Origin of the sequence: Saccharopolyspora sp. CA-218241, from assembly GCF_050954615.1 — a bacterium.
GTDB classification, from domain to species: Bacteria; Actinomycetota; Actinomycetes; order Mycobacteriales; family Pseudonocardiaceae; genus Saccharopolyspora; species Saccharopolyspora cebuensis.
Window position 1 is genome coordinate 2,534,166 of sequence record NZ_CP191860.1, and the last position, 26,308, is coordinate 2,560,473.

Here is a 26,308-nt window from a genome sequence, read left to right on the forward strand (position 1 = left end):
TCGAGTGAAGGTGGTCACAAACCTTACCGATATGGATGAAAGACGCCACTCCATCGGTTGACGAGATCGCTATGGAGCCGAAGCGCTGGTACCTGACCTGCCGCCTGCACGTCGATCTGCGACGGCAGGCCAGTTGCTGCTGTCGGTAGGAACCCCGCCCTCCAGTCCTCGCGGGCGCCCGGACCAGGGCGCTCCGCCACGGCGCGCACCGCGCCGGTGATCCGCAGTCATCCGGGAGATCCCTGTGGCCAGTTCCTCCGCGTCCGCCCGCCGGACCCGTGTCCGCTTCAACCCGAAGGTCTTCGCCGTCGCGGTGCTCGCCTCGCTGGTGCTCGGCGCGCTGCTGGGCTGGCTGGCCCGCGCCGTCGACGCGACGTGGTTGATCACCGCGCTCGACACCATCGGCACGACGTTCAAGAACCTGCTCACCTTCACCGTGCTGCCGCTGATCTTCACCGCGATCGTGGTCGGCATCAACAGCCTGCGGTCGGTCGGCGGCGGGCGCACCGCCGCGCGGCTCGGCGGGCGCACGGCGCTGTGGTTCGCGCTGACCTCGCTGATCGCGGTGCTGATCGGTCTGGTGATCGCCTCGCTGCTGCAACCGGGGCGCGGCCTGGTCCTGCGGCCCGACCAGCAGAACCTCGACTCCGTCGGCGAGCGCACCGCGGGCTCCTGGCTGGACCTGATCAACGGGCTGGTGCCGCAGAACCTGGTCGCCGCCTTCGCCGAGGGCGAGACGTTGCAGGTCGTGTTCGTGTCCCTGATCGTCGGCGCGGCCGCCTACAGCCTCGGGGACAAGGCGGAACCCTTCGTGCGGTTCAACCAGTCCGCCTTCGACGTCATCCAGCGGGTGCTGGGCTGGATCATCCGGCTGGCGCCGATCGGCACGCTGGGCCTGATCGGGCACGCCGTGGCCACCTACGGCAACGAGTTCTTCCTGCCACTGTTCAAGCTCACCGGCGGCGTGTACCTCGCCTGCGCGCTGGTGCTGTTCGGGGTGTACCCGCTGCTGCTGCGGTTCGTCGCCAAGGTCGGCCCCGGGCGGTTCTTCGCCAAGACCTGGACGGTGCTGCAGTTCGCCTTCGTCTCCCGCTCGTCCAGCGCGACGCTGCCGCTGAGCAGGCAGGCCGTGGTCGACCTCGGCGTCGACCGCTCGTACGCGAACTTCGCGGTCCCGCTGGCCACCACCACCAAGATGGACGGCTGCGCCGCGATCTACCCGGCCATCGCCTCGATCTTCATCGCGAACATGTTCGGCATCGAGCTGGGCGTGGTGCAGTACCTGACGATCATCGCGGTGGCGGTGTTCGGCGCGATCGCCACCGCCGGGGTCACCGGCTGGTTCACCATGCTCACCCTGACGCTGGCCGCGCTCGGCTTCCCGGCCGAGGTGGTGGCCACCGGCATCGCGATCGCCTACGCGGTCGACCCGATCCTGGACATGATGCGCACCATGACCAACGTCGCGGGTCAGATGGTGGTGCCCACCGTCGTCGCCCGCCGCGAGGGACTGCTGGACGACGAGGTGCTCGCCGCGCCGAGCGCCCCGCCGCTGCTGTCCGGTGACGCGGAGCCGACCGGCGCGACCGCCGAGGAGGACCGCACCGCCAAGGTCTGATCCCCGCCGAGGTCCGATCAGCCGGGCGCCCCCGCAACCCGTTGCGGGGGCGCCCGTCGTCGGCTTGACCTTGACGTCGCGTCAACTCCTAGCGTCGGGGACATGGCAGGACTCGACATCGACCGCACCATCTACCCCATGCCCATGTTCGCCACCTTCGCGGTGACGGACCTGGCCGTGGCCGAGACCTTCTACCGCGCCCTCGGCTTCATCTCCCTGGCCACGGTCCCGGACGCCGACGGCACCGCCGCCGTGGTGCACCTGCGGCGGCTGACGTACCAGGACGTCCTGCTCGTGCCCGGGCAGCCGGTGCGCGGGAGCACCACCGTGTCGTTCGCCGCGCACGGCGAGGACCTGGCGCGGCTGGCCCGCGAGATCCGCGCGGTCGCGCCCCCGACCGCCCGCGTCGAGGGCCCGGTGGACACCCCGTGGTTCACCTCCGACCTCCGCGTCGAGGACCCCGACGGCAACCTGGTGGTCCTCACCGCGCAGCGCGAGGCCGAGCAGCAGGCCGCCCAGGAGTGGGCGCGGAGCTTCGGGGGAGAATTCGCCGAGCGGTGACCGCCGGGGAGGACGTCGTGGAGTGGACGATTCAGCAGGTCGCGCGCAAGGCGGGCGTCTCCAGCCGCACCTTTCGCCACTACGACGACCTGGGCCTGCTGCGGCCTTCGAGCGTGGGGGCGAACGGCTACCGCTACTACGACGCCACGGCGGTGGCGCGGCTGCAACGCATCCTGCTGCTGCGCGACCTCGGGTTGTCCCTGGACGACATCGCCGAGGTGCTCGACCGGTCCGGTGACGAGGAGGCCGCGCTGCGCGAGCACGTCGCGCTGCTGGAAGCCGAGCGGGACCGGCTGGACCGGCGGATCGATGCGGTGCGCCGCGCCGTCGAAGCGCGGCGCACCGGTGTCGATCCGTCCCTGGACGCGCTGCTGGAGGGCTTCAACGACCCGTACCGGGACGAGGTGGTCGCCCGCTGGGGGGAGCGGGCCTACCAGGAGGCGCACGACTGGTGGCACGGCAAGAGCCTGCGCGAGCAGGTCGACTGGAAGCGGGACACCGACGAGCTGATCGCGGCGTGGCAGGACGCGTGGCGCGTGGGCGGATCCCCCGGGGCGGACAGCGCCCAGGAGATCGCCGCCCGGCACGTGCGGTGGCTGGCCCAGGTCCCCGCGACACCCCTCGCGGACGGCGACCGGGAGCGCTCTGCCGAGATGGTGCGCTGCCTCGCCGAGATGTACGCGCAGGACCCGGACTTCGCCGGCACCTACGGCGCACCGGAGGTGGCAGCCTTCGTCCGCGACGCGCTGCTGGAGCACGTCCGGCGCTGGGGGTGAGGCCGCCTGGATGGCCGGCCGGTGCTGGGATCGCACCGGCCGGCCGCGACGCGGCGCCGAGCATCGGGGGTGCGGTCGGCGCCGCGCCGGGTCTACAGGCGGTGCAGCGCGTCGAGGAGCCGACGCAGCATCGCCTGGTCGCGGGAGTAGGACGAGGGCAGCGGGTCCGGCGCGACGCGGGGCAGGACGTGGGTCGGTTCGTCGGCGAGGCTCCCGCTGGGAAACCGGCGAGCGCGCGCCGCGTCCTACCGATGTTGCGCAGATCCTCGCCACGCTGAAGGTCACCGGAGCCCGCTACGACGAGATCATCGAAATGTCCAGCGGCACCGACGAGCCGCGTTGGCTAGCAGTGACGCTTCCGGAGCAGCGCCATCAGCTCGCAGCGTTGCTGGACTTCGAGAGCCAGGCGACCCGGATCACCGAGGTTTCACCGCTGCTGATTCCCGGTCTTCTCCAGACGAGTTCGTACGCACGCGCGATCATGGTCGCGGCGAAAGTGCCTGCCGACGAAGTCGAGACACGGGTTGCCGTGCGAGTCGGACGGCGTGATGCCATCACCCGGCGTCATCCCGCGCAGTTCTGCGCGTTGGTAGGTGAATCCGCTATACGGCAGCGCATCGGGACCGACGCTGTCACGGCTGAGCAGCTTGAGTACCTACTGGAGGGCGCTGCATTGCCGAATGTTGAGCTCCGCGCGATGCCGTATACGACTGGGTGGCATCCTGCCCTTGAAGGGCCGTTCGTGCTTATCGAGGCAGAACAAGGACCGATCGTGCAGTTGGAGAACCGCCGCTCCGGGCTGTTCTTGCACGAGCAGGAAGATGTGGACATGTATCGGGAAGCCGCCGGTACGGTACAGGAGATCGCGATGAGCGCTGATGCCACAGCGAACTCATTCGCGATGTCATCCACGAAGTGGAGACGACACAATGACCGTATCGCAAACGCCTGGGAACTGGCGGAAGTCCAGCCGAAGCGCGAACACGAGCACCCGCGTCGAGGTCGGCAGCATCGGTGGTGGTGCTGCGGTGCGGGACACCAAGGACCGGGCCGCCGGGTACTTCACGACGACCGGCACCCAGTGGTCGGCGTTCATCGGTGCGGTGAAGGCCGACCGGTTCCACGGCTGACCGGCGACGCGCCCCGGCCGGCCGGTTCGACCGGGCGGGGCGTCCGCGCGCCGAGCGTCATCGGGGTTCGAGCACGAAGACCGGGATCGTCCGGTCGGTCCGCTCCTGGTAGTCCGCGTAGGCGGGGAAGGCCGCGACGGCCCGGTCCCACCACCGCGCTCGCTCCGCGCCGTCGACCTCGCGCGCGACGTACTCCCCGGTGGTGGTCCCGTCCTGGAGCGAGATCTCCGGGTGGGCCTTGATGTTGTAGTACCAGGCCGGGTTCTCCGGCGTGCCGCCCTTGGACGCCACGGCGGCGTAGGCGCCGTCGTGCTCCACCCGCATGAGCGGGGTGTAGCGCAGCTTGCCGCTCCGCGCCCCGCGCAGCGTGAGCAGGACGATCGGCGTCCCGCTCACCTCGATGCCCTGCGTGGTCCCGGTTTCCAGGATCTCCTTCGTCATCTCCTGGACCCAGTTCGTCGGGCTGAACTCCACGGGTTCGGCGTGCTGGTCCACCATGAACACTCCTCCTGCGGCTCAGGACGTCGGTCGACCGATCGCTCGTCGAACATGATCGATCGCACGACCACCAGCCTACGTGCTACCGGCAAGACGAGCGGTTCGCTCGCCTCGCGCCCGGTCCCGCGCCCCGGAGGTGCGCGCGTCGGGTCAGATCTCCTGCCGGGTGGTGCCGGGCTCCGCCTGGTCGGTACCGGCGCCGTCCCGCCGGTCGGCGGTGGCAATCAGGGGGCCGGCCTCGGCGTCGGCCGCGGTCCGGCGCTCCGGCCCGGCCTCCGCCGGGACGTCGCGGGTGGACGTCGTCCCGGTGTCCGTGGCGGAGGTGTCGCCCGAGTCTTGCCGGCAGCGCTCGCCGATCCGCGCGATCGTCCCGGTGAGCTCCCCGACCGCCTTCGTCGCCGTGCCCACGTGCTGCAGCAGGCCCTGCGCGCTGGCGAGCAGGTGCTGCATCGCGCCGACGATCCGCCCGCCGTACTCCGCGGCGAGCTGCACGGCCTGCGGGATCGCCGCCGCGACGCTCGCGCCGAAGGTCGCCTGGGCGGCGGCGAGGGCCTGCTGGAGGAGCGCGATGATCCGGCCGACGGCCTCGTTGACCAGCGTCGTGACCTGGTGCAGCGTCGTCGCGACCACCTCGCTCGCGCCGGTGGCCGACTCCGCCAGCGCCTGGCTCGCCTCGCCGAGACCGGTGAGCCCGTCCACGAGTTCCGCGCCGGTCTTCAGGTACTCGGACGCCGCGGTACCGGACCAGCCGCTGGTCCCGGGGCCGGTCGACTGCCGGTAGGAGTCGGCGATCGAGGTGACGGCCCGCCCGGCGTCCTGGCACGCCTGCGCGCTGGTGGACACCGCGTCCGGGTTGCAGGCCAGTTGCCCGAGCGGTTCGGCGAGGAACGACACGGGCCCGACGATGAAGCCGAAGCCGGCGCTGCTGAGGGCCGACATCGGGTCGGACGCCGCGTCCGGGGCCTCCGCCCCGGTGCCGCCGTCGAGGTCGGTGGAGCGCCAGCCGCCGCTCCGCACGGCGTGCGTGGTCGCCCGCAGGTCCTCGACCAGCCGGGCGGTGGTCGGCGCGGTCACCGCGATCCCTCCCCGCGCAGGAGTGCGGCGCCGTCCTGGTCCGCGGCTTCGTAGTCCGCGGCGGTCCGGGCGAGCGCGCCGCTCACCTCGTGCACCGCGGACGAGGCCTGCGCGAGGGCGTCCCCGGTCTGCGCCATCGCGCTGCCCAGCCCGGCCGCGAGGGAGTGGACGAACGTGCCGAGCGCGTTCTCGGCCAGCCCGCCCGCTGGGCCACCGGCGGCGGTGGACAGCCCACCGGCCAGCTCGGCCACGGTGCCCGCGTGCGCCCGGATCTGGGCGAGGTCGACGTGGAGTTCACCTGGCGCGTTCACCGGACCACCACCCGGGGGTTCGCGAAGTAGTCGTCCTCGTCGTACGGGCCTTCCTCGACGCCCGCCGCCGCGGGCATGTTCCGCTGGACGAAGTCCAGCGCGGCGCCGTCGCCGAGGTACTCGGTCATGATTTCCACGACCTGGGCGCCGATCGAGCGCTGCGCCCGCTGGGCCGTGGCCAGGATCAGCCGGGCGAGCTGCTCGGCCTCCAGCGCCCGGGCCGCCGGGGTCAGCTCGATGGCCTCCAGCGCGCCGCTGGGACCGACGCGGACGGACACCTCGCCGCGCGGTGAGGTGGCGCTGCCGCTCACCCGCCGCAGGTTCTCGTCCGCCGCCTTGGCGTTCGCGGCCGTTCGCGCGAGCTGCTCGTCGTAGCCCGCCAGCCACTGCGCTGCTGCTTCCACGATGTTCCCTCCGTAAGGACTGCTCTCAGAAGATCTGCGTGGCGGTGCGGGTGGCGGAACCTCAGTCGCCGCCTCGCTCCGGGCGCCATGTACAAGCGCGTACACAGCGTCAGGGCGTCCTCGCGAGGCGACGACTGAGAACCCGCGGTGGCGCCGGTTGCCTGCCCCACCGCAAAGCAGCTCCGCCGCTTTCCGCAAGGGCTCGGAATCGGTTCCCGCGCGGATTCACCGGGGAGCCCGGGCGATCGCCGCCAGTGCGTCCAGCTCGCGCCGGAGATCCGCGCGCCGCAACGGGTTGATGCTCACCCAGCCGTCCCGGGCGCGGTCCACCCGGAGCCGCCCGAGCGGACCGTCCAACCAGGACAGCTCCGCGCCGGACCGGGAGCTCCCGGTGCCGGTCCGCCGGGTGGCGCCGAGCTGGCCCCGCCCGGTCGGCTGCGCCAGCACCCCGGTGAGCCGGTCGAGCGCGGCGGGGTCGCCGCCGCACCGCCGGACCAGGTCCCGCAGCGACCGCGCCCCCGCCGCGTCCTCCCCGGCCTCCGCCAGCACCCGGCCCGCCTCGTCGATCACCTGCTCGGGCAGCGCGATCGGCAGCGACCGGGCCGCGTCGAGATCGGGCACGGCCGCGAGCAAGGGGTCGGCGAGCGCGTGCGCGGGCACCCGGCGGACCGACACCTCGTCGGCCGGTTCGCCGCGCAACGGCTGCTCGCAGATGAGCGCCCACGAGCGGTAGACCAACGCGACGACGGCTCGCGACCCCGGCCCGCCGGTGAGCGCGAGGTCGACCGTGCCGCGGTGCTCGCACAGCGCGGTGACCAGTTCGGCGGCCGCACCGGTCGGCCCGTCGTCGTCGGCGAGCCCCCGGGCGCGCAGCGTCCGCCCCGCCACGCCGAACAGCACCTCCCGCTCCCCGTCGATCCGCCCGAAGGACGGCACCCGGAGGGGGAAGGGGAGCGGGACCCCCGCGTGCGTGGCGAGCAGGTCCAGCTCGACCGGCCCGAGTCCGGTCGCGCCGCGCTGGGCGGTGCGGGCGGTCGTCATGGGCGGTCACCCCCGGTGGCGCGCAGCTCCTCGGCGGTGCGGTCGTCGACCGCCACGTAGCCGGTGACGGTCGCGTCCAGCGCCGAGCGGAACCCGGCCAGCTCGGTGTCGGCCGCGCTGATCTCGCTGGTGAGGCCGGACCGGCCGGCGGCCTCGCGCAGGCGCATCGCCAGGTGCATCGCGGGTGGTGCGGTGCCGAGCATCGGCAGCCGTTCGGCCAGCCGGCCCGCGGAGGTCACCAGGCCGTGCATCCGCTCACCGATCCCGGTGAGCTCGGTGACGCGCGTCGCCAGGTCCTGCGGTGCGACCTGGTACCCCGGTCCGGGGTTCGCTGGAGAGTTCAAGGGTCCGCTCCCGTCTCAGAGCCCGATGACCGGCTCGCTGGCCGGCCGGTCGTCGTCGAACAGCCCGTTGTCCAGGGTGGGCAGCCGGTTCTGGTGCACCACCTCGTCCTCGTCCTCGCCCCGCCGTCCCACGCCCGGCGGCAGCATGCCGCCGGCACCCCCGGCGCGGGCGGCGAGGCCGGAGCCCGCGCCCCGGGCGAGGCCCGATCCCGCGCCCCGGGCGGGCAGCGCGGCATCCAGGAGCCCGCTGCGCCCACCGGCCAGCGGGTCGGCCGAGACCAGGTGCCCCCACGGCGTCCCCCCGCCCGCCGCCGCACCTCCGGAGACGCCCGCGGCGGTGGTTCGCGCCGGAGCAGCGGGCGTCCCGGCACCGGTCTCCGTCCCGTCCCCGACCTCGGTCGCGCGCGCTCCGGCCCCGCCCGCCGAGCTGATCGCCTGGCTGCTGCGGCGCAGGTCGTCCTCGTAGCGCTGCATCACGTGCACCGCCTCGGCCTTCTTCTCGGCGGCGGCGACGCTGGCCAGGAACAGGCTCGCGCCCCCGGCGGCCACGGCGCCGATCGCGGCCCCCATCACGGCCCCGGGACCGGCGCCGACGCCGCCCGCGCCCGCGCCGAGCACCCCGCCGATCGCGGCACCGGCACCCGCACCGGCGGCGGCGCTGGACGCGGCGAGGCCGAGCGCGTCGCCCGGCGGTGGCGGCATCGTGTTGCGGGCGACGGCGAGCGCGTCCCCGGCGTCCTGGGTCGCCCGCTGGACGGTCCCGGCCCGGTCGCCGATGCCGGAGGTGCGCTGCTCCAGCGTGCCGAGGCGGTCCACGGCCAGGTCGGCGGAGGTGCTGCTCCAGCTCGCCCGCAGGGCGCCGCCCTGGTGGCGCAGCGAGTCCGCGTGCTCCACCAGCGCGGTGCTGTGCCGCTCCCATTCGGCGGCGGTGGCGCTCACGTCCCCGACGTCGGCGTTCTGCCAGAGCATCCCGTGCAGCTCTTCGTGGCTGTAGGAGTTCCAGTTCGTCCCGCCCGGGGGATCGGCGAGCCGAAGTAGCCCTCCCACACGTTGCGCAAGGCGTCCACCACCGGTTGCACCAGCTCGCCGACGGCCCCGGCCTCGCCCAGCACCGAGGTGGCGGCGTCGGCCAGCTCCTGCACGCCGGCGGACGCGATGTCCAGCACGTCCATCGCTCCGGGATCGCTAGTCATGTCCAGCCTCTGCCTCCCGATCGGTCGGCCGGTGCACCGGTTCGGCACCGGCCGAGTGGCGGAAACGCTTTCCCGCCGCGTGGTCGGCCACCACCGGGGACGGGAGTGCGGCCGGGTTCCCCGCGACGGGGTACGGCACCAGTCCAGCAGCGGACGGCCGCGGAAACATCGGCAACATCGCCGATGTCGGCCGTCCCCGCTACTCCCGGTGCTCGAACTTGAGCGCGATCTCGACGCGCGAGGAGTAGCCGAGCTTGGCGAGGGCGCGCGAGACGTGCGAGTCCACGGTCCGCACCGACACGACCAGGCGCTCGGCGACCTCCCGGTTGGTGAGGCCCTGGGCGACGAGTTCGACTACCCGGTATTCGGCGGCGGTGAGCGCGTCCCAGCCGTGCTTGGGCCTGCGGCGCGGTTCGGTCGCGCCGCGCCGCAGGCCGAAGGAGCGCATCTCCGCCTCGGCGCGCCGGACGGCGTGGGTGGCCGACAGCGCCCGGTAGGCGTCGATCGCGGCCTGGTAGGTGGTGCGCGCGCGGGCGGACCGGCCGGACGTGGCCAGGACCATCGCCGCGTCCTCGGTGGCGCGTGCGGCGAACATCGGCGACACGGTGCCCGCGAATTCCCCGGCGATGTCCAGCAGCACGTCCGCGTCACCGTCGAGCAGGCCCTGGCAGTACGCGAGCGTGCCCCGCTCGGCGTTGGAACCCCCGCTGTTCCAGGGCTTGAGCTGCTCGACCAGGGTGGCGGCCAGCTCCCGGTCGCCGCCCCGGACCGCGACCCGGACCAGCGCGGCGCAGACCCCGGCCACCGCGTGGCCGTGGTGCACCCCGACGCCGCCGTCGGAGACGCTGCGCACGAGCGCCAGCGCGCGCTCCTGGTCGCCCACCGCGTCGGCGACCTGCGCGCTGCACACCACCGTGATCTGCTCGTAGAACATCGCGACCCCGCGCCCGGGGGCCTGCCCGGCGAGCTCGTCGTGGAGGCGCGCGCCCGGGATGTCCCCTCGGTGCAGCAGGATCCAGCTGGCCAGGCCGTGCAGCGGGCCGCCCAGCCCGTACTGGTCGTCCATCGCCACGGCGGCGCTGATCTCGTCCATCGCCCGCTCCCAGCGGCCATCGTTGCACGAGGCCAGCGCGGCGATGGTGTGCAGCCAGGCGAGCAGGCCCCGGCCGATCAGCCGGGCCATCGGGCGGGCCTCCGCCACCGTGTCGAAGACGGCGGGGTCGTGCCGCAGGTCCTGGACCACCGCGCGCATCAGCCGCGACATCAGCCACTGGCCCCGGTCGTGGACCGCGACGTCGAGCAGGGCGTCCACCCGGTCGAGCAGCTCCAGCGCGCCGGTGAGGTCGCGCGTCAGGCACCGCCCGACGGCCTGGACGTTGAGCAGGTACACCTCGACGAGCGGATCGTGCGCGGCGGCGGGTGCGGCTTGCGCGATCGCCCACGAGGCCCCCTCCAGGTCCGCGGCCAGCAGGCGGGCGTAGGCGTCGATGGCGGCGAGTCGCGCGGGCAGTTCCCCGTCGTGGCGCTCCGGGTCGAGGGCCGCGGACGCCGCGGCGCCGTCCATCTCGCAGATGGCGGCCAGGGCGAGGACCGCGCGCAGCCGCTGCCGGGTGGCCGGGTCGGGCCGCGCTGCGAGGCTGGTGGTCGCGGTGAGCCGGGCGTCGTCCGCGCGCCCCGACCACAGCAACGCCTCGGCGAGCGCCGCCCGCAGCGGGTGCAGCCGCGAGTTCCCCTGCGGGAGGCGGGACACGGCCCGGCGCAGCAGCTCCACCACGTGCGGGGTGGGACGCAGGGCCAGCCCGTCGGCGTGCTCGTCGAGCCACGCCGCGGTCCACGCGTCCACCGGGGTCCGCGCGAGCTGGCCGGCGACCGCTTCGGGCGCCGCGCCGCGCGTCGCGAGCGCCCGCGCCACCGGGGCGCGCAGCCCGGCGGAGTTCGTCGCCACGTCCTCCCGCACGAGGGGATGCCGCAGCCGCACCTGGCCGGCCTCGGCCACCACCAGCCCCAGCGTGGCCAGCCGCCCGACGCCGGCCAGCACCTCCACCGGGGCCGCGCCCGCCACGTCCGCCAGCTCGTCCACCGAGGTCGGCTCGTCCAGGACGGCGGCGAAGCGCAGCAGCGCGGCGTCCCCGCCCGCCAGCTCGGTCGCCCAGGTCGCCACCGCGGTCGTCCGGTGCTCGTCGGCGAGACGGGTCAGCAGCCAGGGGTTGCCGCCCGCGCCCGCGGCGAGCTGGAGCAGCGCTTCCGGCGGGTCACCGCCGATCGACGCGGCGAGGACCGCGTGCGCGGCGTCGTCGTCCAGCGGCGGGAGGTCGTGCACGACCGCGTCGCGGTCCAGCCGCGCGAACCGTTCCGGGGACGCGCCGCGATGCCGCCCGGTGACGATCAGCAGCGCCCGCCCGGTCAGTTCGTCGGCGATCCCGTGCAGCGCGAGCAGCGTCGCGTCGTCCACCCGGTGCAGGTCGTCGATGACCACCACGGCGGGCCCGGACCAGTCCGGCGGGCGGCCGGCCGACAGCGCGGTGCGCCCGCTCGGCGGGAGCACGGGGATCCGGTGCGTGCGCAGGCCCGCGTCGCGCATCGCCGCCAGGTGGGCGTCCAGCACGGCGGTGACGCCGAGGCCGGGGTCCGCGCGCACCATGACGAGCCCGCCCCGCCCCTCCCGCGCTGCCGCCGCGGCATCGGCGAGCAGGCGCAGCGACCCGCCCCGTCCTGCCAGCTCCACCATGACCTCGCGGCAGAGCGTACGCGCGGAACGCCCCGCCCGAGGCCGGTTCCGGTGAAACTCCGGGCGGCGCCGGGTCGTCCGGCAGGGTTGCGAGGCTCGGGTCCGGCGGTGCGCCCCGCGCCGCCGGAGGGAGGTGCGAGCGGTGCTGGCTGCGGTGTTCCGGCTGGAGGAGGTCCTGGACCCCGGCCCGGCGGACGGCGAGGTCCTGGTGCGGGTGCGGGCGGTGAGCATCGAGGGCGGTGACGTCCAGCGGCGGCGGTCCGCGCCGGCGTCCGGCGCGCCCCAGGTCGTCGGCCGCAGCGCCGCGGGCACCGTCGAGGCGGTGGGGTGCGGCACCACCCGGTTCGCGCCGGGTCACCGGGTGGCATGTTCGGCTGGGCGGTTCGCACGCCGAGCTCAGGGCCGTCCCCGAGTCGCACGCCTTCCCGGTTCCGGACGAGGTCGACTTCGCCACGGCCTCGGCGGTCCCGGTCGCGTTCGGCACTGCCGACGGGGCGTGGTGGTGCGGGAGTGCGGCGGCCATCTGCGAGCGGCCCGCGTTGTGGGCGCGGACGAACAGGACCTCGGGGGCATCGGCAGGGACCGGTCGAGCGTGGACAGCCTCGCGGCCACCGCCGCGCTCGCCGGCTCGTGGGTCGTTCCGGTCATGCGGGGACGGCTCCCCCACCGGCGGGGGCGAGGGTCTCCGACACCAACCGCAGGGTCTCGGGGCGCACGCGGTAGTAGATCCAGGTCCCGCGTCGCTCCCCCTCGATCACGCCGGCTTCCCGCAGCACCTTGAGGTGGTGCGAGATCGTCGGGCCGGACAGCTCGAACGCGCCCGTCAGGTCGCACACGCACGCCTCACCGCCCGCGTGCGAGGCGATCAGCGACAGCAGCCGCAGCCGTACCGGCTCGCCGATCGCCTTGAACACCCGCGCCAACTCGCTCGCCCGTTCGGCGGTCAGCGGTTCCCGCATCACGGGGGAGCAGCAGAGCTCCTCATCCCGCCCTTGATTCGACATGCATCTATCTTGACATCCATCGAGACAAGGGGCAAGCTGGCCACGCAGTCTGGTTAGATTTTCATCGAAACAAGGAGTTCCGATGTCTCGGATGCAATTGGCCCTCCGGGTCGGCGACCTGGAAGGCTCCATCGCGTTCTACTCGAAGCTGTTGGGGGCGGGACCGGCCAAGCTCAGGCCCGGCTACGCCAACTTCGCCATCGCGGAGCCCCCGCTGAAGTTGGTCCTGCTCGAAGGCGAGTCCGGTCAGGACACGGTCATGGATCACCTCGGCATCGAGGTCGAGAGCACCGAACACGTCAACGACGCCACCGAACGCCTGAGCTCACTCGGGTTGTTCACCGATGTCGAGCAGGACTCGACCTGCTGCTACGCCAAGCAGGACAAGGTCTGGGTGCACGGTCCCGGGCGCGAGCCCTGGGAGGTCTACGTCGTCAAGGCCGACTCCACCACCTTCAGCTCCGCACCCGTCGAAGCTGAAGCGCCAGAATGCTGCACCGACGAGACCGACCCGGCACGGGTCTGACCCGGGTCGGCGCGGCTGCCGCCCGCACGGCAGAGCCGCGCCGCCCGGCCACCGGGTGCCGCTCGATGGACCGAACAGAGCGACTGGTGGTGTCGAGTTCGTTCGCACCAGCTCCATAACCGTAGCGGTGGGCGAAGCGGCCGTGGTCGCTGCTCGGACGAGGTGCGCGAGCGCGTTGTCGAGGGCGGGGGCCGGCACCTGGAGAAGTGCCGGCGCGCGTCTTCGGGCTGGCGGTCTGCGGGTGCGTCCGGTTCGGCGCACACTGCCTCTCGGGGAGGCGTGCGCGGAGGTGGCGATGGGGGTTCGTGACCTGTTCGGTGGCTGGCCGGTGTACCGGCAGCTCACCGGGAAGGACGGCACCGGACGCGGCGCAGCGGTGCAGAGCGCGCGCAGCCGTTCGCTGGTGCCGCGCTCGTCCTCGGCCGACGAGGTCGTGAAGTCGGTGTGCCCGTACTGCGCGGTGGGGTGCGGGCAGAACGTCTACGTCGAGCAGGGACGGGTCACCCAGGTGGAGGGCGATCCCGACTCGCCGGTCAGCCGTGGTCGGTTGTGCCCGAAGGGCGCGGCGTCGCTGCAGCTGACCACCGGCTCGGCCCGGTGCCACGAGGTCCTGTACCGGCGCCCGCACGGCACCGAGTGGGAGCGGCTCGACCTCGAAACCGCCATGGGCATGATCGTCGACCGGCTGCTGCGGTCCAGGGATCGGGGCTGGCAGTGGGAGGTCGACGGGGCGCGCACCCGGCGCACGCTCGGCTTCGCGAGCCTCGGCGGGGCGACCTTGGACAACGAGGAGAACTACCTCATCAAGAAGCTGTTCACCGCCCTGGGCGCGGTGCAGATCGAGAACCAGGCGCGCGTTTGACACTCCTCGACGGTGCCCGGTCTGGGCACCTCCTTCGGGCGCGGCGGCGCCACGACCTTCCAGCAGGACCTGCAGAACGCCGACTGCATCATCATCGAGGGCTCCAACATGGCCGAGTGCCATCCGGTCGGATTCCAGTGGGTCATGGAGGCCAAGGCCCGCGGCGCCACCGTGGTCCACGTCGATCCCCGCTTCACCCGCACCAGCGCGCTCGCCGACGTGCACGTGCCGCTGCGGGCCGGAACGGACATCGCCTTCCTCGGCGGCCTGATCAACCACGTGCTCAGCAGCGGCGCGGACTTCCGCGAGTACGTGCTGGCCTACACCAACGCCGCGACGATCATCACCGAGGAGTTCGAGGACACCGAGGATCTGGAAGGGGTGTTCTCCGGGCTCGATCCGGACAGCCGGGTTTACGACTTCCGGACCTGGCAGTACAAGGGGACCGAAGTGCAGGCCGCGGCGGGCAAGCGGGACCGGGAGTACGAGGACCGGGTGCGCGGCGCCGTGCGCGAGGCCGGACGGGGTGAGGCGCACGGGTCGGGCGGCGCGCACGCGAGCTCCACCGCTCCGACCGACCCGACCTTGCAGCACCCGCGCTGCGTGTTCCAGGTCCTCAAGCGCCACTACGCCCGCTACACCCCCGAGCTCGTCGAGCAGGTCTGCGGCATCCCGCCGGAGAAGTTCCTGCGGATCTGCGCCCTGCTGACCGAGAATTCCGGCCGGGACCGGACGAGCTCCTTCGTGTACTCGGTCGGCTGGACCCAGCACACGGTAGGCGTGCAGTACATCCGGGCCGCCTCGGTGCTGCAGCTGCTGCTGGGCAACATCGGCCGGCCGGGCGGCGGGATCCTCGCGTTGCGCGGGCACGCTTCGATCCAGGGGTCCACGGACATCCCCACGTTGTTCAACCTGCTGCCCGGCTACATCCCGATGCCCCACGCGCACGCCAACGAAGACCTGAACTCGTTCGTGCAAGGGGAATCCACGGACAAGGGCTACTGGGCGGACATGCGGGCGTACCTGGTCAGCATGCTGAAGTCGTGGTGGGGCGCTGCGGCCGTGCCGGACAACGACTTCTGCTTCGACTACCTGCCGCGGCTGACCGGCAGCCACAGCACCTACGAGACGGCGCTGGCGCAGCTCGCCGGGGAGTGCACCGGCTACTTCCTGCTGGGGGAGAACCCGGCGGTCGGGTCGGCCAACGCGAAGCTGCAGCGGAAGGGCATGGCCGAGCTGGATTGGCTGGTGGTGCGGGACTTCTCGCTCACCGAGAGCGCGACCTGGTGGAAGGACGGACCCGAGATCGACACCGGCGAGCTGGGCACCGAGGACATCAGGACCGAGGTGTTCTTCCTGCCGGCGGCCGCGCACACCGAGAAGGACGGCAGCTTCACCAACACCCAGCGGATGCTGCAGTGGCACCACCAAGCCGTGGAGCCGTCCGGGGACGCGCGCAGCGACCTGTGGTTCCTGTACCACCTCGGCCGCCGGGTGCGGGCCGCGCTCGCCGGATCCACCGACGAGCGGGATCGGCCGGTGCTCGACCTGACGTGGGACTACCCGACCGAGGGGCCGTTGGCCGAGCCGGACGCCGAGGCGGTGCTCGCGGAGATCAACGGCTGGGACGCGGACGGGGCTCCGCTGGCGCACTACGAGCAGCTCGCCGACGACGGATCGACCGCCTGCGGGTGCTGGATCTACTGCGGCGTCTACGCCGACGGGGTGAACCAGGCCGCTCGGCGCAAACCGACCGGGCAGCAGGACTGGGTAGCCAACGAGTGGGGATGGGCGTGGCCGGCCAACCGCCGCATCCTCTACAACCGGGCGGCCGCCGACGAGGCCGGCCGGCCGTGGAGCGAGCGCAAGGCGCTGGTGTGGTGGGACGCCGAAGCCGGGTCGTGGACCGGCCACGACGTCCCGGACTTCCAGGCCGACAAGTCCCCGCACTACCGGCCGCCGGAGGACGCGCTCGGCGTGGAAGCGCTGTCGGGCACGGACGCGTTCGTGATGCAGGCCGATGGCAAGGGGTGGCTGTTCGTGCCCGCCGGGCTCACCGACGGGCCGCTGCCGACGCACTACGAGCCGCAAGATTCCCCGTTCGCCAACCTGCTGCACCCGCAGCAGCGCAACCCGGTGCGGCAGGTGTTGCCCTTCCGGCACCCGGACAACCGCTTCCAACCCACCGGCGGCCGAGCGGGCAGCGAGGTCTTCCCGTACGTGCTGACGACCTACCGGCTCACCGAGCACCACACCGCAGGTGGCATGAGCAGGTGGTTGCCGTACCTGGCCGAACTCCAGCCGGCGCTGTTCTGCGAGGTCTCCCCGGAGCTGGCGCGGCAGCGCGGCCTGCAGCACCTCGGCTGGGCCACCGTGGTCACCCCTCGGCAGGCGGTGGAGGCGCGAGTGCTCGTGACCGACCGCATGACGCCCCTGACCGTGCAGGGCACCACGTTGCACCAGGTGGGCCTGCCCTACCACTGGGGCCGCAACGGCTACACCACCGGCGACTCCGCCAACGAACTCACCTCGATGTCGCTGGACCCGAACACGCACATCCAGGAGGTCAAAGCACTGGCCTGCGACGTCCGGCCCGGTCGCCGCCCGCAAGGGCGGGACCGCATCGCCTTGGTGCACGACTACCAACGCAGGGCTGGCATCACCGATCAGACCGGAACGGAGCTGTGAAACATGGGCCGAGAGGTGGATCTGCCCGATCCGGCGGCCGCGACCGGCTACGACGACCCGCCGCCGCGCATGGGTTTCTTCACCGACACCAGCGTGTGCATCGGCTGCAAGGCCTGCGAGGTCGCGTGCAAGGAGTGGAACCTCGTGCCGGAGGACGGGCTCGACTTCACCGGCATGTCCTACGACAACACCGTCGGGCTCGGTGCGGACACCTGGCGGCACGTGGCCTTCATCGAGCAGCGCAAACCGCTCGGCGTGCAGGACGTCGGCATGCACCACGACATCGACGTCCTGGAACTCGCCGCGCACGGCGCCGGCACCGCCCCGGACGAGGCGTCGACCACGCCGACCGCGCCCGGTGACCGCGGCGAGTTCCGCTGGCTGATGGCTTCTGACGTCTGCAAGCACTGCACCCACGCCGCTTGCCTGGACGTGTGCCCGACCGGATCGCTGTTCCGCACCGAGTTCGGCACGGTGGTGGTCCAGGAGGACATCTGCAACGGGTGCGGCTACTGCATTCCCGCGTGCCCCTTCGGGGTGATCGACCAGCGGCAGGGCGACGGGCGGGCGTGGAAGTGCACGCTGTGCTACGACCGCCTCGGAGAGGGGATGGAACCGGCCTGCGCCAAGGCCTGCCCCACGGACTCCATCCAATTCGGGCCGCTCGACGAACTGCGCGCACGCGCGGACCAGCGCGTGCGGCGGCTGCACCAGCACGGGATCACCGACGCCCGCCTCTACGGTGCCGATCCCGGTGACGGCGTGGGCGGCGACGGTGCGTTCTTCCTGCTGCTGGACGAGCCCGAGGTCTACGGACTCCCGCCCGATCCGGTGGTCACCACCCGCGACCTGCCGGCGATGTGGCGCCGCGTGGGCGCCGCGGCCGCCGCGCTCGCGGCCGCCACCGCGGCCGCGTTCACCATCACCGCCCGGAGGGGACTGTGAGCCGATCCGAGGTCACCCGCCGCGGCCTGCGCGGAACGCGCCCGGACCGGGAGGCGATCACCGGCGGGAAGCGAGGCGGGCGCCGCCGGACCGGCGAGCAACCGGTCGTGCCCGGTGCGGAATTCACCTCCTACTACGGCCAACCCGTGCTCAACAGCCCGACCTGGGAATCCCCGGACATCCCCGGCTACCTCTTCCTGGGCGGCCTGGCCGGAGCGAGTTCCCTGCTGGCGGCCGGAGCCGATCTCACCGCACGGCCCGCGCTGTCGGTGATCACCAAGTGCGGCGCCGTGACCGGCGGAGCCCTGTCCATCGCCGCTCTGGTGCACGACCTCGGGCGGCCGGCGCGATTCCTGAACATGTTGCGCGTGTTCAAGACCACCTCGCCGATGAGCGTCGGTTCGTGGCTGCTCGCTGGCTACGTGCCGTGCGCGGGTGTGGCAGCCGCCTCGGCGGTGACCGGTCGCGCCCGGCCGACCGGAGCCGCGGCCACGGCCGCCGCCGCCTTGGCGGGCCCCGCCGTGGCCACGTACACCGCAGCTCTGCTCAGCGACACCGCGGTACCGGCGTGGCACGACGGACACCCCGAGATGCCGTTCGTCTTCGCCGGTTCCGCAGCGGCCGCGGCCGGTGGGCTGGGACTCACCGCGCCTCCGGAGCAGGCCGCTCCGGCGCGCGTGCTGGCCGGGTTCGGGGTCGCCTGCGAGCTCGCCGCGCTGGAACGGATGAAGCGCCGCATCGGCATGGTCGCCGAGCCGTACTCCTCCGGGCGAGCGGCCCGCTACCTGCGCGCGAGCGCACTGCTGTCGCTGACCGGGATGGCAGGAGCCTTCGCGGGTCGCCGGAACCGACTGGCGAGCGCGCTCAGCGGCACGGCGCTGCTCGTCGCTTCGGCCGCAACGCGGTGGGGCGTCTTCCACGCCGGCCTGGCTTCGGCGGACGACCCGAAGTACGTCGTCGTGCCCCAGCGGGAACGGGTGCGTCGACGTGCGCAGGAGGACCCCGGGTGCTGCGCCGCGCCCGACGACGACCGACCGCGGTGACGCCCCGCGAACGGACCGCCAAGCCCGTCGGCAATGAACGATTTCCGCGTGTCCGTGCGAAGGGCCGGCGCAATGGTGGATGGATCCTGCGGTGTGGTGGGGTTCGTGCGAATGTCGGTGGGGGCGACCGCGGAGGAGGGACGGGCTCATGCCGCAGACTGCTGATTTCATCCTGGAACGGCTTCGTGCGTGGGGGATCGGTCGGATATTCGGGTATCCGGGAGATGGGATCAACAGTTTGCTGGGGGCGTTGAATCGCGCCGACGGAGATCCGGAGTTGATCCAGACCCGGCACGAGGAGATGGCGGCGTTCATGGCCACCGCGTAGGCGAAGTTCACCGGGGAGCTCGGGTGCTGCATGGCGACCTCCGGTGGGGGCACGATCCACCTGCTCAACGGGTTGTACGACGCGAAGTCGGATCACCAGCCGGTGGTGGCGATCATCGGGCAGCAGAAGCGGATCGCGTTGGGATCGGCGTTCCAGCAGGAGATCGACCCGAACACGTTGTACAAGGACGTGGCGGAGTTCGTGCAGACGTGCATGCACCCGGCGCAGGCGCGGCAACTGATCGACCGGGCGTGCAAGGTGGCGTTGTCGAACCGCACGGGGCGGCGGTGATCGTGCCGGAGGACGTGGCCATGGCCGAGGCGATGCCCTCACCGCCGCGTGCGCACGGCGCGGTGTTCACCAGCGTGGGCTGGACCAAGCCGCGGGTGATCCCGCCGGAGCAGGAGCTGCGCAAGGCCGCTGACGTGCTCAACGCGGGAAAGCGGGTGGCGATCCTGGTCGGGCAGGGGGCGGCCGAGGCCACCGATCAGGTCGCCGAGGTCGCCGACCTGCTCGGTGCGGAGGTGGCCAAGACCTCGCTGGGCCGAGAGGTGCTGCCGGACGAACTGCCGTACGTGACCGGGCCGGTCGGGTTGTCGGGGTCGACGGCCAGCCACGAGATGATGATGGGCGCGGACACCCTCCTGATGGTCGGGACGAGCTTCCCGTACGCCGAATGGCTGCCGGTGGAAGGCCAGTGCCGGGGCGTGGAGATCGACATCGACGGCCGGATGATCGGGGTGCGGTACCCGATGGAGGCCCATTTCGTCGGGGACTCGCGGGACACGCTGACCGAACTGATCCCGATGTTGCGGCGCAAGCAGGACCGCTCGTGGCGGGAGCGGATCGAGCGGGAGGTCTCGGAGTGGTGGCAGGTGCTCGACGACCGGGCCCATGACCAGGCGGACCCGCTCAACCCCGAGCTGGTCGCCCACGAGCTGTCGAAACGGCTCCCCGACGAGTGCATCCTCACCACCGATGCCGGTTCGGTCGTCAACTGGTGGGCCCGGCACCTCAAGCTCCGCCCCGGGATGCGGGCGTCGTTGGCGGGGAACCTGGCCACGATGGGTCCGGGCGCGCCGTACGCGATCAGCGCGAAGTTCGCCTACCCGGATCGTCCGGTGATCGCGTTGGTCGGGGACGGGGTGTTCCAGATGAACGGGATGCTCGAGCTGATCACCGTCAAGCGCTACCTGGACCGGCTCAACCGTTCCCCGCTGATCTTCTGCGTGTTCAACAACCGGGATCTCAACCAGGTCACCTGGGAGCAGCGGGTGATGGCCGGAGAGCCCAAGTTCCCCGGATCGCAGAACATCCCCGACGTGCCCTACGCGAAGTGGGCTGAGTTGCTCGGGTTCACCGGGATCCGCTGCGAGAGCCCGGAGCAGATCGGCAACGCGTGGGACGAGGCGCTGGCGGCCCAGGGGCCGGTCGTGCTGGAAGTCGTGGTCGATCCCGAGATCCCGCCGATCCCGCCGCACATCAAGAAGATGCAGGCCAGGAAGGCCGCGAAAGCCCTCCGCGAGGGCGACCCCGAAGCTTGGGGCATCGCCACCAAGGGCGCCAAGCAGAAGATGCACGAATTCACCGAATCGGTCAAGGGCCAGCTCCCCGGCAACCCGAGCTGACCGGCTCGCCGGTGGAGAGGGGAATGGTGGTTCGGTGAACGCGTGGCGGGACGGAACGGTGCGGGTGCCGGCCGAGGGCGCACCCGTGCTGGGTGGCCCACCGCGGGACCGGGTCACCGTCGACGCTAGGAGGCTGCGGAAGGCGCTGCGCTCCGCGGTCGCCGGCGAAGTGCGGTTCGACCCGGGTTCGCTGGCGTTGTACGCGAACGACGCCTCGAACTTCCGCCAGGTGCCCATCGGGGTCGTGGTGCCGAAAACCCTCGAGGACGTGGTCGCCACCCACCGGATCTGCCACGGGTTCGGTGCTCCCGTGCTCAACCGCGGCGGCGGGACCAGCCTGTCCGGCGAGACGGTGAACTACGCCGTCGTGATCGACCACTCCAAGTACCTCACCAGCATCGGCGAGATCGACGTCGGGGGCGGACGGTCACGTGCGAACCCGGGGTCATCAACGAGGAACTGAACCGCCGCACCGGCGAGCACGACCTGGTGTTCGGCCCCGACCCCTCGACGCATTCCCGCTGCGTGATCGGCGGGAACATCGGCAACAACTCCTGCGGCGTGCACTCGGTGCAGTCCCACCTGTACGGGCCGGGACCGCGGACGTCGGACAACGTGCAGGCCTTGGAGGTCGTCACCTACGACGGGGAGCGGTTCTGGGTGGGCGTCGACGAGGAGGACGAGCTCGACTCGATCATCGCCGCCGGCGGCCGCAAGGGGGAGATCTACGCGCAACTGCGTGCGCTGCGCGATCGCTACGCCGAGCAGATCCGCGCCGGTTACCCGCCCGTGGAGCAGCTCCCGCGGCGGGTGTCGGGCTACAACCTGGACGAGCTGTTGCCGGAAAAGGGGTTCAACGTCGCACGTGCCCTGGTGGGCACCGAAAGCACGTGCGTGACGGCCCTGCAGGCGCAACTGCTGCTGACCCCCGCCTTGTTGCAGCGCACCCTGGTCGTCGTGGAGTACGCCACCCTCGTCGAAGCGGCCGAGCACGTCGCGGAGATCGTCGAGCGGTGGCGCCCGATCGCGCTCGAGGCGCTCGATGAGGAACTGGTCCGGGACCAGCGCCAGCAGGGCAAGCACATCACCGAGCTGGCCGAACTGCCCGGCACCGAACCCGGTGCGTGGTTGCTGGTGCAGTTCGGCGCGGACGACAGCGCGGAGTCGACCTCCCGCGCCCACGAGTTCTCGCGGTGGCTGACGGAGACCAGAGGACATCGGCGCGACCACATCGCCGTGGTCAAAAGCGCGCAGGAAGGCGGCCACAGCGGGGACATCTGGAAGATCCGCGAGGGAGGCCTGGGCTCGACCGCCTTCGCTCGCGACGAGGACAACTGGCCGGGTTGGGAAGATTCGGCGGTCCCTCCGGGCGAGCTGGGCAGCTACCTCACCGAGCTCCAGGCGTTGATGGCCCGCCACGGCGTCCGCGGCGCCATCTACGGGCACTTCGGGGAGGGATGCCTGCACTCCCGGATGAATTTCGACCTGCGCACCTCCGAGGGCATCGCGGACTACCGCAGGTTCATGTCCGAAGCGGCCGACCTGGTGGTCTCGTTCGGGGGCACGCTCTCCGGCGAGCACGGCGACGGGCAGCAGCGCGGCGAACTGCTGGACAAGCAGTACGGGCCCACGTTGCTGCAGGCGATGCGGGAGTTCAAGGCGATCTGGGACCCGGACGGGAAGATGAACCCCGGCAAGGTCGTCGACGCCTACCGGATGGACGAGGACCTGCGGCTCGGTACCGATTTCAACCCCGCGCGTCCGCGGACGAAGCTCGCCTATCCCGAGGAGGACGGCGACTTCGCGCATTCGACGCTGCGCTGCGTGGGCATCGGCAAGTGCCGCAACCCCCACGGTGCTCCCACGATGTGCCCGAGCTACCAGGTCACCCGGGAGGAGAAGCATTCCACCCGCGGTCGCTCCCGGCTGCTGTTCGAGATGTTGCGGGGCGAGGTGATCACCGATGGCTGGCAATCCCGCGAGGTCGCCGAGGGGCTCGAATTGTGCCTGGCGTGCAAGGGTTGCACGAGCGACTGCCCGGTCCAGGTGGACATGCCGACCTACAAGGCCGAGTTCCGGTACCACCACTACCGGTCCTGGCGGCGCTGGCGCCCCCGGTACGCCTACGCGTTCGGGTTCATCGACCAGGCCGCCCGGATCGCTTCCCGCTTCCCCGAGTTCGTCAACGTCGCCACGCAGACCCCCGGGCTCGCGGGCGTGGCGAAGCTGATCGCCGGGATCGACCGCCGTCGGCCGCTCCCGCGGTTCGCGCCCATGACGTTGCAGGAGTGGTACCGCAGGCGCGGTGGCACCACCAATCCGCACGGCAGGCCGGTCGTGCTGTTCCCGGACACGTTCAACAACCACCTGCACACCGAGGTCGGTGTGGCCTGCGTGGAGGCGATCGAGGAGGCTGGATGGCAGGTCATCCTGCCCCAGGGGCACCTGTGCTGCGGACGACCGCTCTACGACTACGGATTCCTCGACGCCGCCGAGCGCTACCTGCGCCGCGTGATCGACGTGCTGCGCGAGCACGTCCGGTCGGACACCCCGATCGTCGGGATGGAACCGAGCTGCCTGGCGGTGTTCAAGGACGAGCTGCCGCGAGTGCTGCCGCACGACGACGACGCCCGGCGGCTGGTGCGCAACTCTTACCACTTCGCGGAGTTCTTCGAACAGTTCGGTCTCCCCGTGCCGGAGCTGAGCGGGAAGGCCCTGCTCTGGGGGCACTGCCACCAGCGCGCCACCGGCGGCGTCGAAGCGGACGAGCGACTGCTCACCCGGATGGGCCTGTCCGTGGACCCGGTCAGCGGCGGTTGCTGCGGCCTCGCCGGATCGTGGGGTTTCGAGGCGGGCAAGCACCGGATCTCGATGGATTGCGGGGAAGAGGCGATCCTGCCCGCCGTGCGGCGAGCGGCCGAGGACGTGTCCGTCGTGGCCAACGGGTTCTCCTGCAAGACCCAGATCCACGATGCGGGCACCGGCCGCCACGCCAGGCACCTCGCCGAAGTGATGCGCACGCGCACCGAGGCGGGTCCGGACCGGCCCGCACCGTCCCGTGCCCGGCGGATCGCCAGGGTCGCGGCCCCGCTCGCGGCACTAGGACTGATCAGTGCGGTCGGCCGGCTCTGCTGGCAGCGGCCACGACCGTGACGCACGGCCACGTGCTCCCGCTCGCCAGGTCGACATCCCGAGCCCGGTCCCGAGTTGTGGCGTCCGGGGCGGACGGGTAGCGGTGAGTGATGCTCGGTGTTGGCCTCATGCTGGTGGCAGCGTTGTTGAACGCGACGGCTTCGGTGCTGCAGCGCTACGCTACGAAGGCCGAACCCGCCTCGGCCGGGTTCTCCTGGCGGATGTTCACCGACCTGGCTCGCCGCCCGGTCTGGTTCCTGGGGATCAGCACGATGATCGTGGGGTTCCTGCTGCACGCCGTGTCGATCTCGGTCTCCCGGATCGCGCTCGTGCAACCGCTGCTGGTGACCGAGTTGCCGTTCACGCTGCTCCTCGCTTCGTGGGTCTTCGGGGGGAGACTGCCGGCTCGCGATCGGTGGGCGATCGGGCTGCAGTCGGTGGGCCTGGCGGCGTTCATCGCGACCCTCGCGCCGTCGGGGGGTGACGCCGCCCGGGTGTCGCTCGGCGCGTGGGCGCTCGGCATCGGGGTCAGTGCCGCGGCGATCGCGGTACTGGTGGTGCTGGGCTACCGCGGCAAGCGCGAGCACCGGGCTGCGCTGCTCGGCATCGCCACCGGGGCCACGTTCGGCCTGAACTCCGCGCTGATCGCCGGTGTCGGCGCCGCCGTCGCCCGGGGCGGGGAGCTGCTCACGACCTGGCAGACCTACGGCGTCGCGGTGCTGGGACCGATCTCGTTCTTCCTGCTGCAGAACGCGTTGCAGGCCGGCCAGCTCGTCGCCTCCCAGCCGGGGTTCACGCTGATGAATCCCCTGGTGTCGGTGGTCTGGGGCTTGGCCGTATTCGGCGAACAGGGCCGCGGGGGCTGGTTCGTGATCGGCAGCGTCGCCGGGGCGCTGTGCATCGTCGCCGGGACCATCCTGCTCGCCCGTTCCGACCTGCTCGATCCGGACGCGACCACGGGCGAAGGGCCCGCCACCGGCCGGGGCTCGGCGGAGCGGAAGGGACGGACCCGCCGCACCGGGAGGAAGGCCACGTGAGCCCACCGGGTGCGAGGCGATCACGGCCGGAGCGGGTCGTCGAGCGACGAAGGCCGTTCGCCGGTGATCAGCGCCCGGGCGAGCGATCGGGCAGCTGCTCACGGCACCCCGAGGCCACCGGACCACACCGCACTCCTCCTCGCCGGATCGACGACGTCTTGGCGAGACCAAAGGACTCCGCTCGACGGCTCCCGGTCATGCCGGGGTACGGGCTGGCAGCGCGTGCGGCGGCGCGCGGACGTGCACCAGCATTCGCCGGGAGGCCCCCGGATGCCCGGTGGGCGCCGTCGAGGCCGCGCATCCGGCGCGGGTCGCTTCCCGTGCCTGGCCGGTCCCGTCGGCGCGGGATCGCTCTGCGGGTGGCGACGCAACGGCAGATGATGAACCGGCACCGGAACGGGCAGCGGGGCGGTGACGATGGCAGAACGGTCGGGAGTCGCGGTGATCACGGGAGGTTCGGCCGGGGTGGGCCGCGCGATCGTGCGCGAGTTCGCGCGGAGCGGCTACGACGTGGCGGTGCTGGCCCGGGGCCGCGCTGGGCTGGACGGTGCCGTCGAGGAGGTGCGCCGCGCCGGTCGCCGCGCGTTGGCGGTGCCCACCGATGTCGCAGACGAGGACGCGGTCGAGCGGGCGGCCGAGATCGTCGAGGGCGAGCTCGGCGAGATCGCCGTGTGGGTGAACACCGCGTTCGTCGGCGCGCTGGCGTTCTTCTGGGATACTGCGAGTGCCGAGTACCGCCGGATCACCGAGGTCACCTACTACGGGCAGGTGCACGGCTGCCGGGTCGCCTTGCAGCGCATGCGCCCGCGCGATCGCGGGGTCATCATCAACGTCGGGTCGGCCATGGCATACCGGTCGATCCCGCTGCAGGCCGCCTACTGCGGCGCCAAGCACGCGGTGAAGGGCTTCACGGAGTCGGTCGTCGCCGAGCTCGCCCATGAGCGGAGCGGGGTGCGGTTGTGCACCATCCAGCTACCGGCGCTCAACACCCCGCAATTCAGCTGGAACCTCAACCGGATGCCCGGCAACCCCATGCCGCTACCGCCGATCTTCGCCCCCGAGGTGGCCGCGCGCGCCGTTCGGTTCCTCGCTGAGCACCCGAGGCGCAACATGTGGGTCGGGATCTCCACCGTCTACACGGTCCTCGGCGAGCGGCTGGCACCGAAGCTGCTCGACCGCTACCTCGCCCGTTCCGGAGTGCCGTCCCAGCAGACCAGCCAACGGACGCCGCGTTCGGGGCCCAACGTGTTCGTCTGCGCCGACGAAACCGTCGATGCCGGCGCCGAGGGGCCGTTCACCGACCGGCAACACCGCCGAGATCCGCAGTCCTGGTTGTCGATGCACCGGCGGGTACTCCTGACCGGACTGGGCTGCGCGGCAGTCGCAGGCGCGGTCTCCGCCCGGGTGCGGCGTGGACGATGAAGCGGACCGACGGCT

At 72.3% G+C, this 26,308-nt stretch carries 21 protein-coding genes and 5 pseudogenes; 15 read left to right on the forward strand and 11 right to left on the reverse strand.

Annotated features, from left to right (window positions below):
- Positions 1–244 precede the first annotated feature (244 nt).
- The 5 genes and pseudogenes from ACQP0T_RS12210 (at position 245) to ACQP0T_RS12230 (ending at position 4,085) form a co-directional block, all read left to right on the forward strand.
- Entirely contained in the window at positions 245–1,618 is a 1,374-nt protein-coding gene (locus tag ACQP0T_RS12210) for a dicarboxylate/amino acid:cation symporter (protein WP_433873078.1), read from the forward strand.
- Between the two features lie 102 nt (positions 1,619–1,720).
- Positions 1,721–2,179: a hypothetical protein gene (locus ACQP0T_RS12215; protein WP_433873080.1), complete on the forward strand. Its 459-nt coding sequence runs from the start codon at positions 1,721–1,723 to the stop codon at positions 2,177–2,179.
- A 17-nt stretch (positions 2,180–2,196) separates the two neighbouring features.
- Positions 2,197–2,955 (forward strand): MerR family transcriptional regulator, encoded by a 759-nt coding sequence (locus tag ACQP0T_RS12220; RefSeq protein ID WP_433873082.1) that lies wholly within the window; start codon positions 2,197–2,199, stop codon positions 2,953–2,955.
- 313 nt (positions 2,956–3,268) lie between these two features.
- Positions 3,269–3,784, forward strand: a pseudogene (locus ACQP0T_RS12225) (DUF5753 domain-containing protein); the annotation flags it as partial.
- Positions 3,785–3,884: 100 nt separating this feature from the next.
- Positions 3,885–4,085: a DUF397 domain-containing protein gene (locus ACQP0T_RS12230; protein ID WP_433873084.1), complete on the forward strand. Its 201-nt coding sequence runs from the start codon at positions 3,885–3,887 to the stop codon at positions 4,083–4,085.
- 57 nt (positions 4,086–4,142) lie between these two features.
- Here ACQP0T_RS12230 and ACQP0T_RS12235 read toward each other — a convergent pair whose 3' ends face one another.
- The 9 genes from ACQP0T_RS12235 to ACQP0T_RS12275 form a co-directional block, all read right to left on the reverse strand.
- A complete protein-coding gene (locus ACQP0T_RS12235) occupies positions 4,143–4,583 on the reverse strand; it encodes a nitroreductase family deazaflavin-dependent oxidoreductase (RefSeq protein WP_433873086.1) in 441 nt (146 codons plus the stop codon).
- A 150-nt stretch (positions 4,584–4,733) separates the two neighbouring features.
- Positions 4,734–5,657: a hypothetical protein gene (locus ACQP0T_RS12240; RefSeq protein ID WP_433873088.1), complete on the reverse strand. Its 924-nt coding sequence runs from the start codon at positions 5,655–5,657 to the stop codon at positions 4,734–4,736.
- On the reverse strand, positions 5,654–5,968 hold the full coding sequence (locus ACQP0T_RS12245; protein WP_433873090.1) for a type VII secretion target: 315 nt from the start codon (positions 5,966–5,968) through the stop codon (positions 5,654–5,656). Before ACQP0T_RS12245 ends, ACQP0T_RS12240 begins: the two co-directional genes overlap by 4 nt.
- Complete coding sequence (locus ACQP0T_RS12250; protein ID WP_433873092.1) at positions 5,965–6,372, reverse strand: YbaB/EbfC family nucleoid-associated protein; 408 nt, start codon at positions 6,370–6,372, stop codon at positions 5,965–5,967. The genes ACQP0T_RS12245 and ACQP0T_RS12250 overlap by 4 nt, the downstream gene beginning before the upstream one ends.
- A gap of 225 nt (positions 6,373–6,597) precedes the next feature.
- The gene (locus ACQP0T_RS12255; RefSeq protein ID WP_433873094.1) at positions 6,598–7,413 is read right to left on the reverse strand and encodes an ESX secretion-associated protein EspG; all 816 of its coding nucleotides are present in this window, start codon (positions 7,411–7,413) and stop codon (positions 6,598–6,600) included.
- Entirely contained in the window at positions 7,410–7,757 is a 348-nt protein-coding gene (locus tag ACQP0T_RS12260; RefSeq protein WP_345364109.1) for a hypothetical protein, read from the reverse strand. The genes ACQP0T_RS12255 and ACQP0T_RS12260 overlap by 4 nt, the downstream gene beginning before the upstream one ends.
- A 15-nt stretch (positions 7,758–7,772) precedes the next feature.
- A complete protein-coding gene (locus tag ACQP0T_RS12265; RefSeq protein WP_433873096.1) occupies positions 7,773–8,726 on the reverse strand; it encodes a WXG100 family type VII secretion target in 954 nt (317 codons plus the stop codon).
- A complete protein-coding gene (locus ACQP0T_RS12270) occupies positions 8,693–8,950 on the reverse strand; it encodes a hypothetical protein (protein WP_433873098.1) in 258 nt (85 codons plus the stop codon). The genes ACQP0T_RS12265 and ACQP0T_RS12270 overlap by 34 nt, the downstream gene beginning before the upstream one ends.
- A 199-nt stretch (positions 8,951–9,149) precedes the next feature.
- The gene (locus ACQP0T_RS12275) at positions 9,150–11,678 is read right to left on the reverse strand and encodes a LuxR C-terminal-related transcriptional regulator (protein ID WP_433873100.1); all 2,529 of its coding nucleotides are present in this window, start codon (positions 11,676–11,678) and stop codon (positions 9,150–9,152) included.
- Positions 11,679–11,832: 154 nt separating this feature from the next.
- Here ACQP0T_RS12275 and ACQP0T_RS12280 point away from each other — a divergent pair.
- Positions 11,833–12,099 (forward strand): annotated as a pseudogene (locus ACQP0T_RS12280) (alcohol dehydrogenase catalytic domain-containing protein); the annotation flags it as partial.
- Positions 12,100–12,159: 60 nt separating this feature from the next.
- Here ACQP0T_RS12280 and ACQP0T_RS12285 read toward each other — a convergent pair.
- Both ACQP0T_RS12285 and ACQP0T_RS12290 read right to left on the reverse strand, forming a co-directional pair.
- A pseudogene (locus ACQP0T_RS12285) lies at positions 12,160–12,237 on the reverse strand (arsenate reductase ArsC); the annotation flags it as partial.
- Between the two features lie 85 nt (positions 12,238–12,322).
- Entirely contained in the window at positions 12,323–12,682 is a 360-nt protein-coding gene (locus ACQP0T_RS12290; protein ID WP_433873102.1) for an ArsR/SmtB family transcription factor, read from the reverse strand.
- 82 nt (positions 12,683–12,764) lie between these two features.
- Here ACQP0T_RS12290 and ACQP0T_RS12295 point away from each other — a divergent pair, with 82 nt between their 5' ends.
- From ACQP0T_RS12295 to ACQP0T_RS12335, 9 genes and pseudogenes are all read left to right on the forward strand, one after another.
- On the forward strand, positions 12,765–13,208 hold the full coding sequence (locus tag ACQP0T_RS12295) for an ArsI/CadI family heavy metal resistance metalloenzyme (protein ID WP_433873104.1): 444 nt from the start codon (positions 12,765–12,767) through the stop codon (positions 13,206–13,208).
- Positions 13,209–13,503: 295 nt separating this feature from the next.
- A complete protein-coding gene (gene fdh, locus ACQP0T_RS12300; protein ID WP_433873106.1) occupies positions 13,504–16,758 on the forward strand; it encodes a formate dehydrogenase in 3,255 nt (1,084 codons plus the stop codon).
- 3 nt (positions 16,759–16,761) lie between these two features.
- The gene (locus tag ACQP0T_RS12305) at positions 16,762–17,703 is read left to right on the forward strand and encodes a 4Fe-4S dicluster domain-containing protein (protein WP_433873107.1); all 942 of its coding nucleotides are present in this window, start codon (positions 16,762–16,764) and stop codon (positions 17,701–17,703) included.
- Positions 17,700–18,746 carry an NrfD/PsrC family molybdoenzyme membrane anchor subunit gene (gene nrfD, locus ACQP0T_RS12310; protein ID WP_433873109.1) on the forward strand — a complete coding sequence of 349 codons (1,047 nt, stop codon included), beginning with the start codon at positions 17,700–17,702 and terminating at the stop codon, positions 18,744–18,746. The genes ACQP0T_RS12305 and nrfD overlap by 4 nt, the downstream gene beginning before the upstream one ends.
- A gap of 148 nt (positions 18,747–18,894) precedes the next feature.
- Positions 18,895–20,702, forward strand: a pseudogene (locus ACQP0T_RS12315) (thiamine pyrophosphate-requiring protein).
- Between the two features lie 268 nt (positions 20,703–20,970).
- A pseudogene (locus ACQP0T_RS12320) lies at positions 20,971–22,694 on the forward strand (FAD-linked oxidase C-terminal domain-containing protein); the annotation flags it as partial.
- A 282-nt stretch (positions 22,695–22,976) separates the two neighbouring features.
- The gene (locus ACQP0T_RS12325; protein WP_433873693.1) at positions 22,977–23,855 is read left to right on the forward strand and encodes a (Fe-S)-binding protein; all 879 of its coding nucleotides are present in this window, start codon (positions 22,977–22,979) and stop codon (positions 23,853–23,855) included.
- Positions 23,856–23,962: 107 nt separating this feature from the next.
- Positions 23,963–24,871, forward strand: coding sequence for a DMT family transporter (locus tag ACQP0T_RS12330; RefSeq protein WP_433873111.1), 909 nt, complete (start codon positions 23,963–23,965; stop codon positions 24,869–24,871).
- A gap of 441 nt (positions 24,872–25,312) precedes the next feature.
- Entirely contained in the window at positions 25,313–26,293 is a 981-nt protein-coding gene (locus ACQP0T_RS12335) for an SDR family oxidoreductase (protein WP_433873113.1), read from the forward strand.
- Positions 26,294–26,308 lie beyond the last annotated feature (15 nt).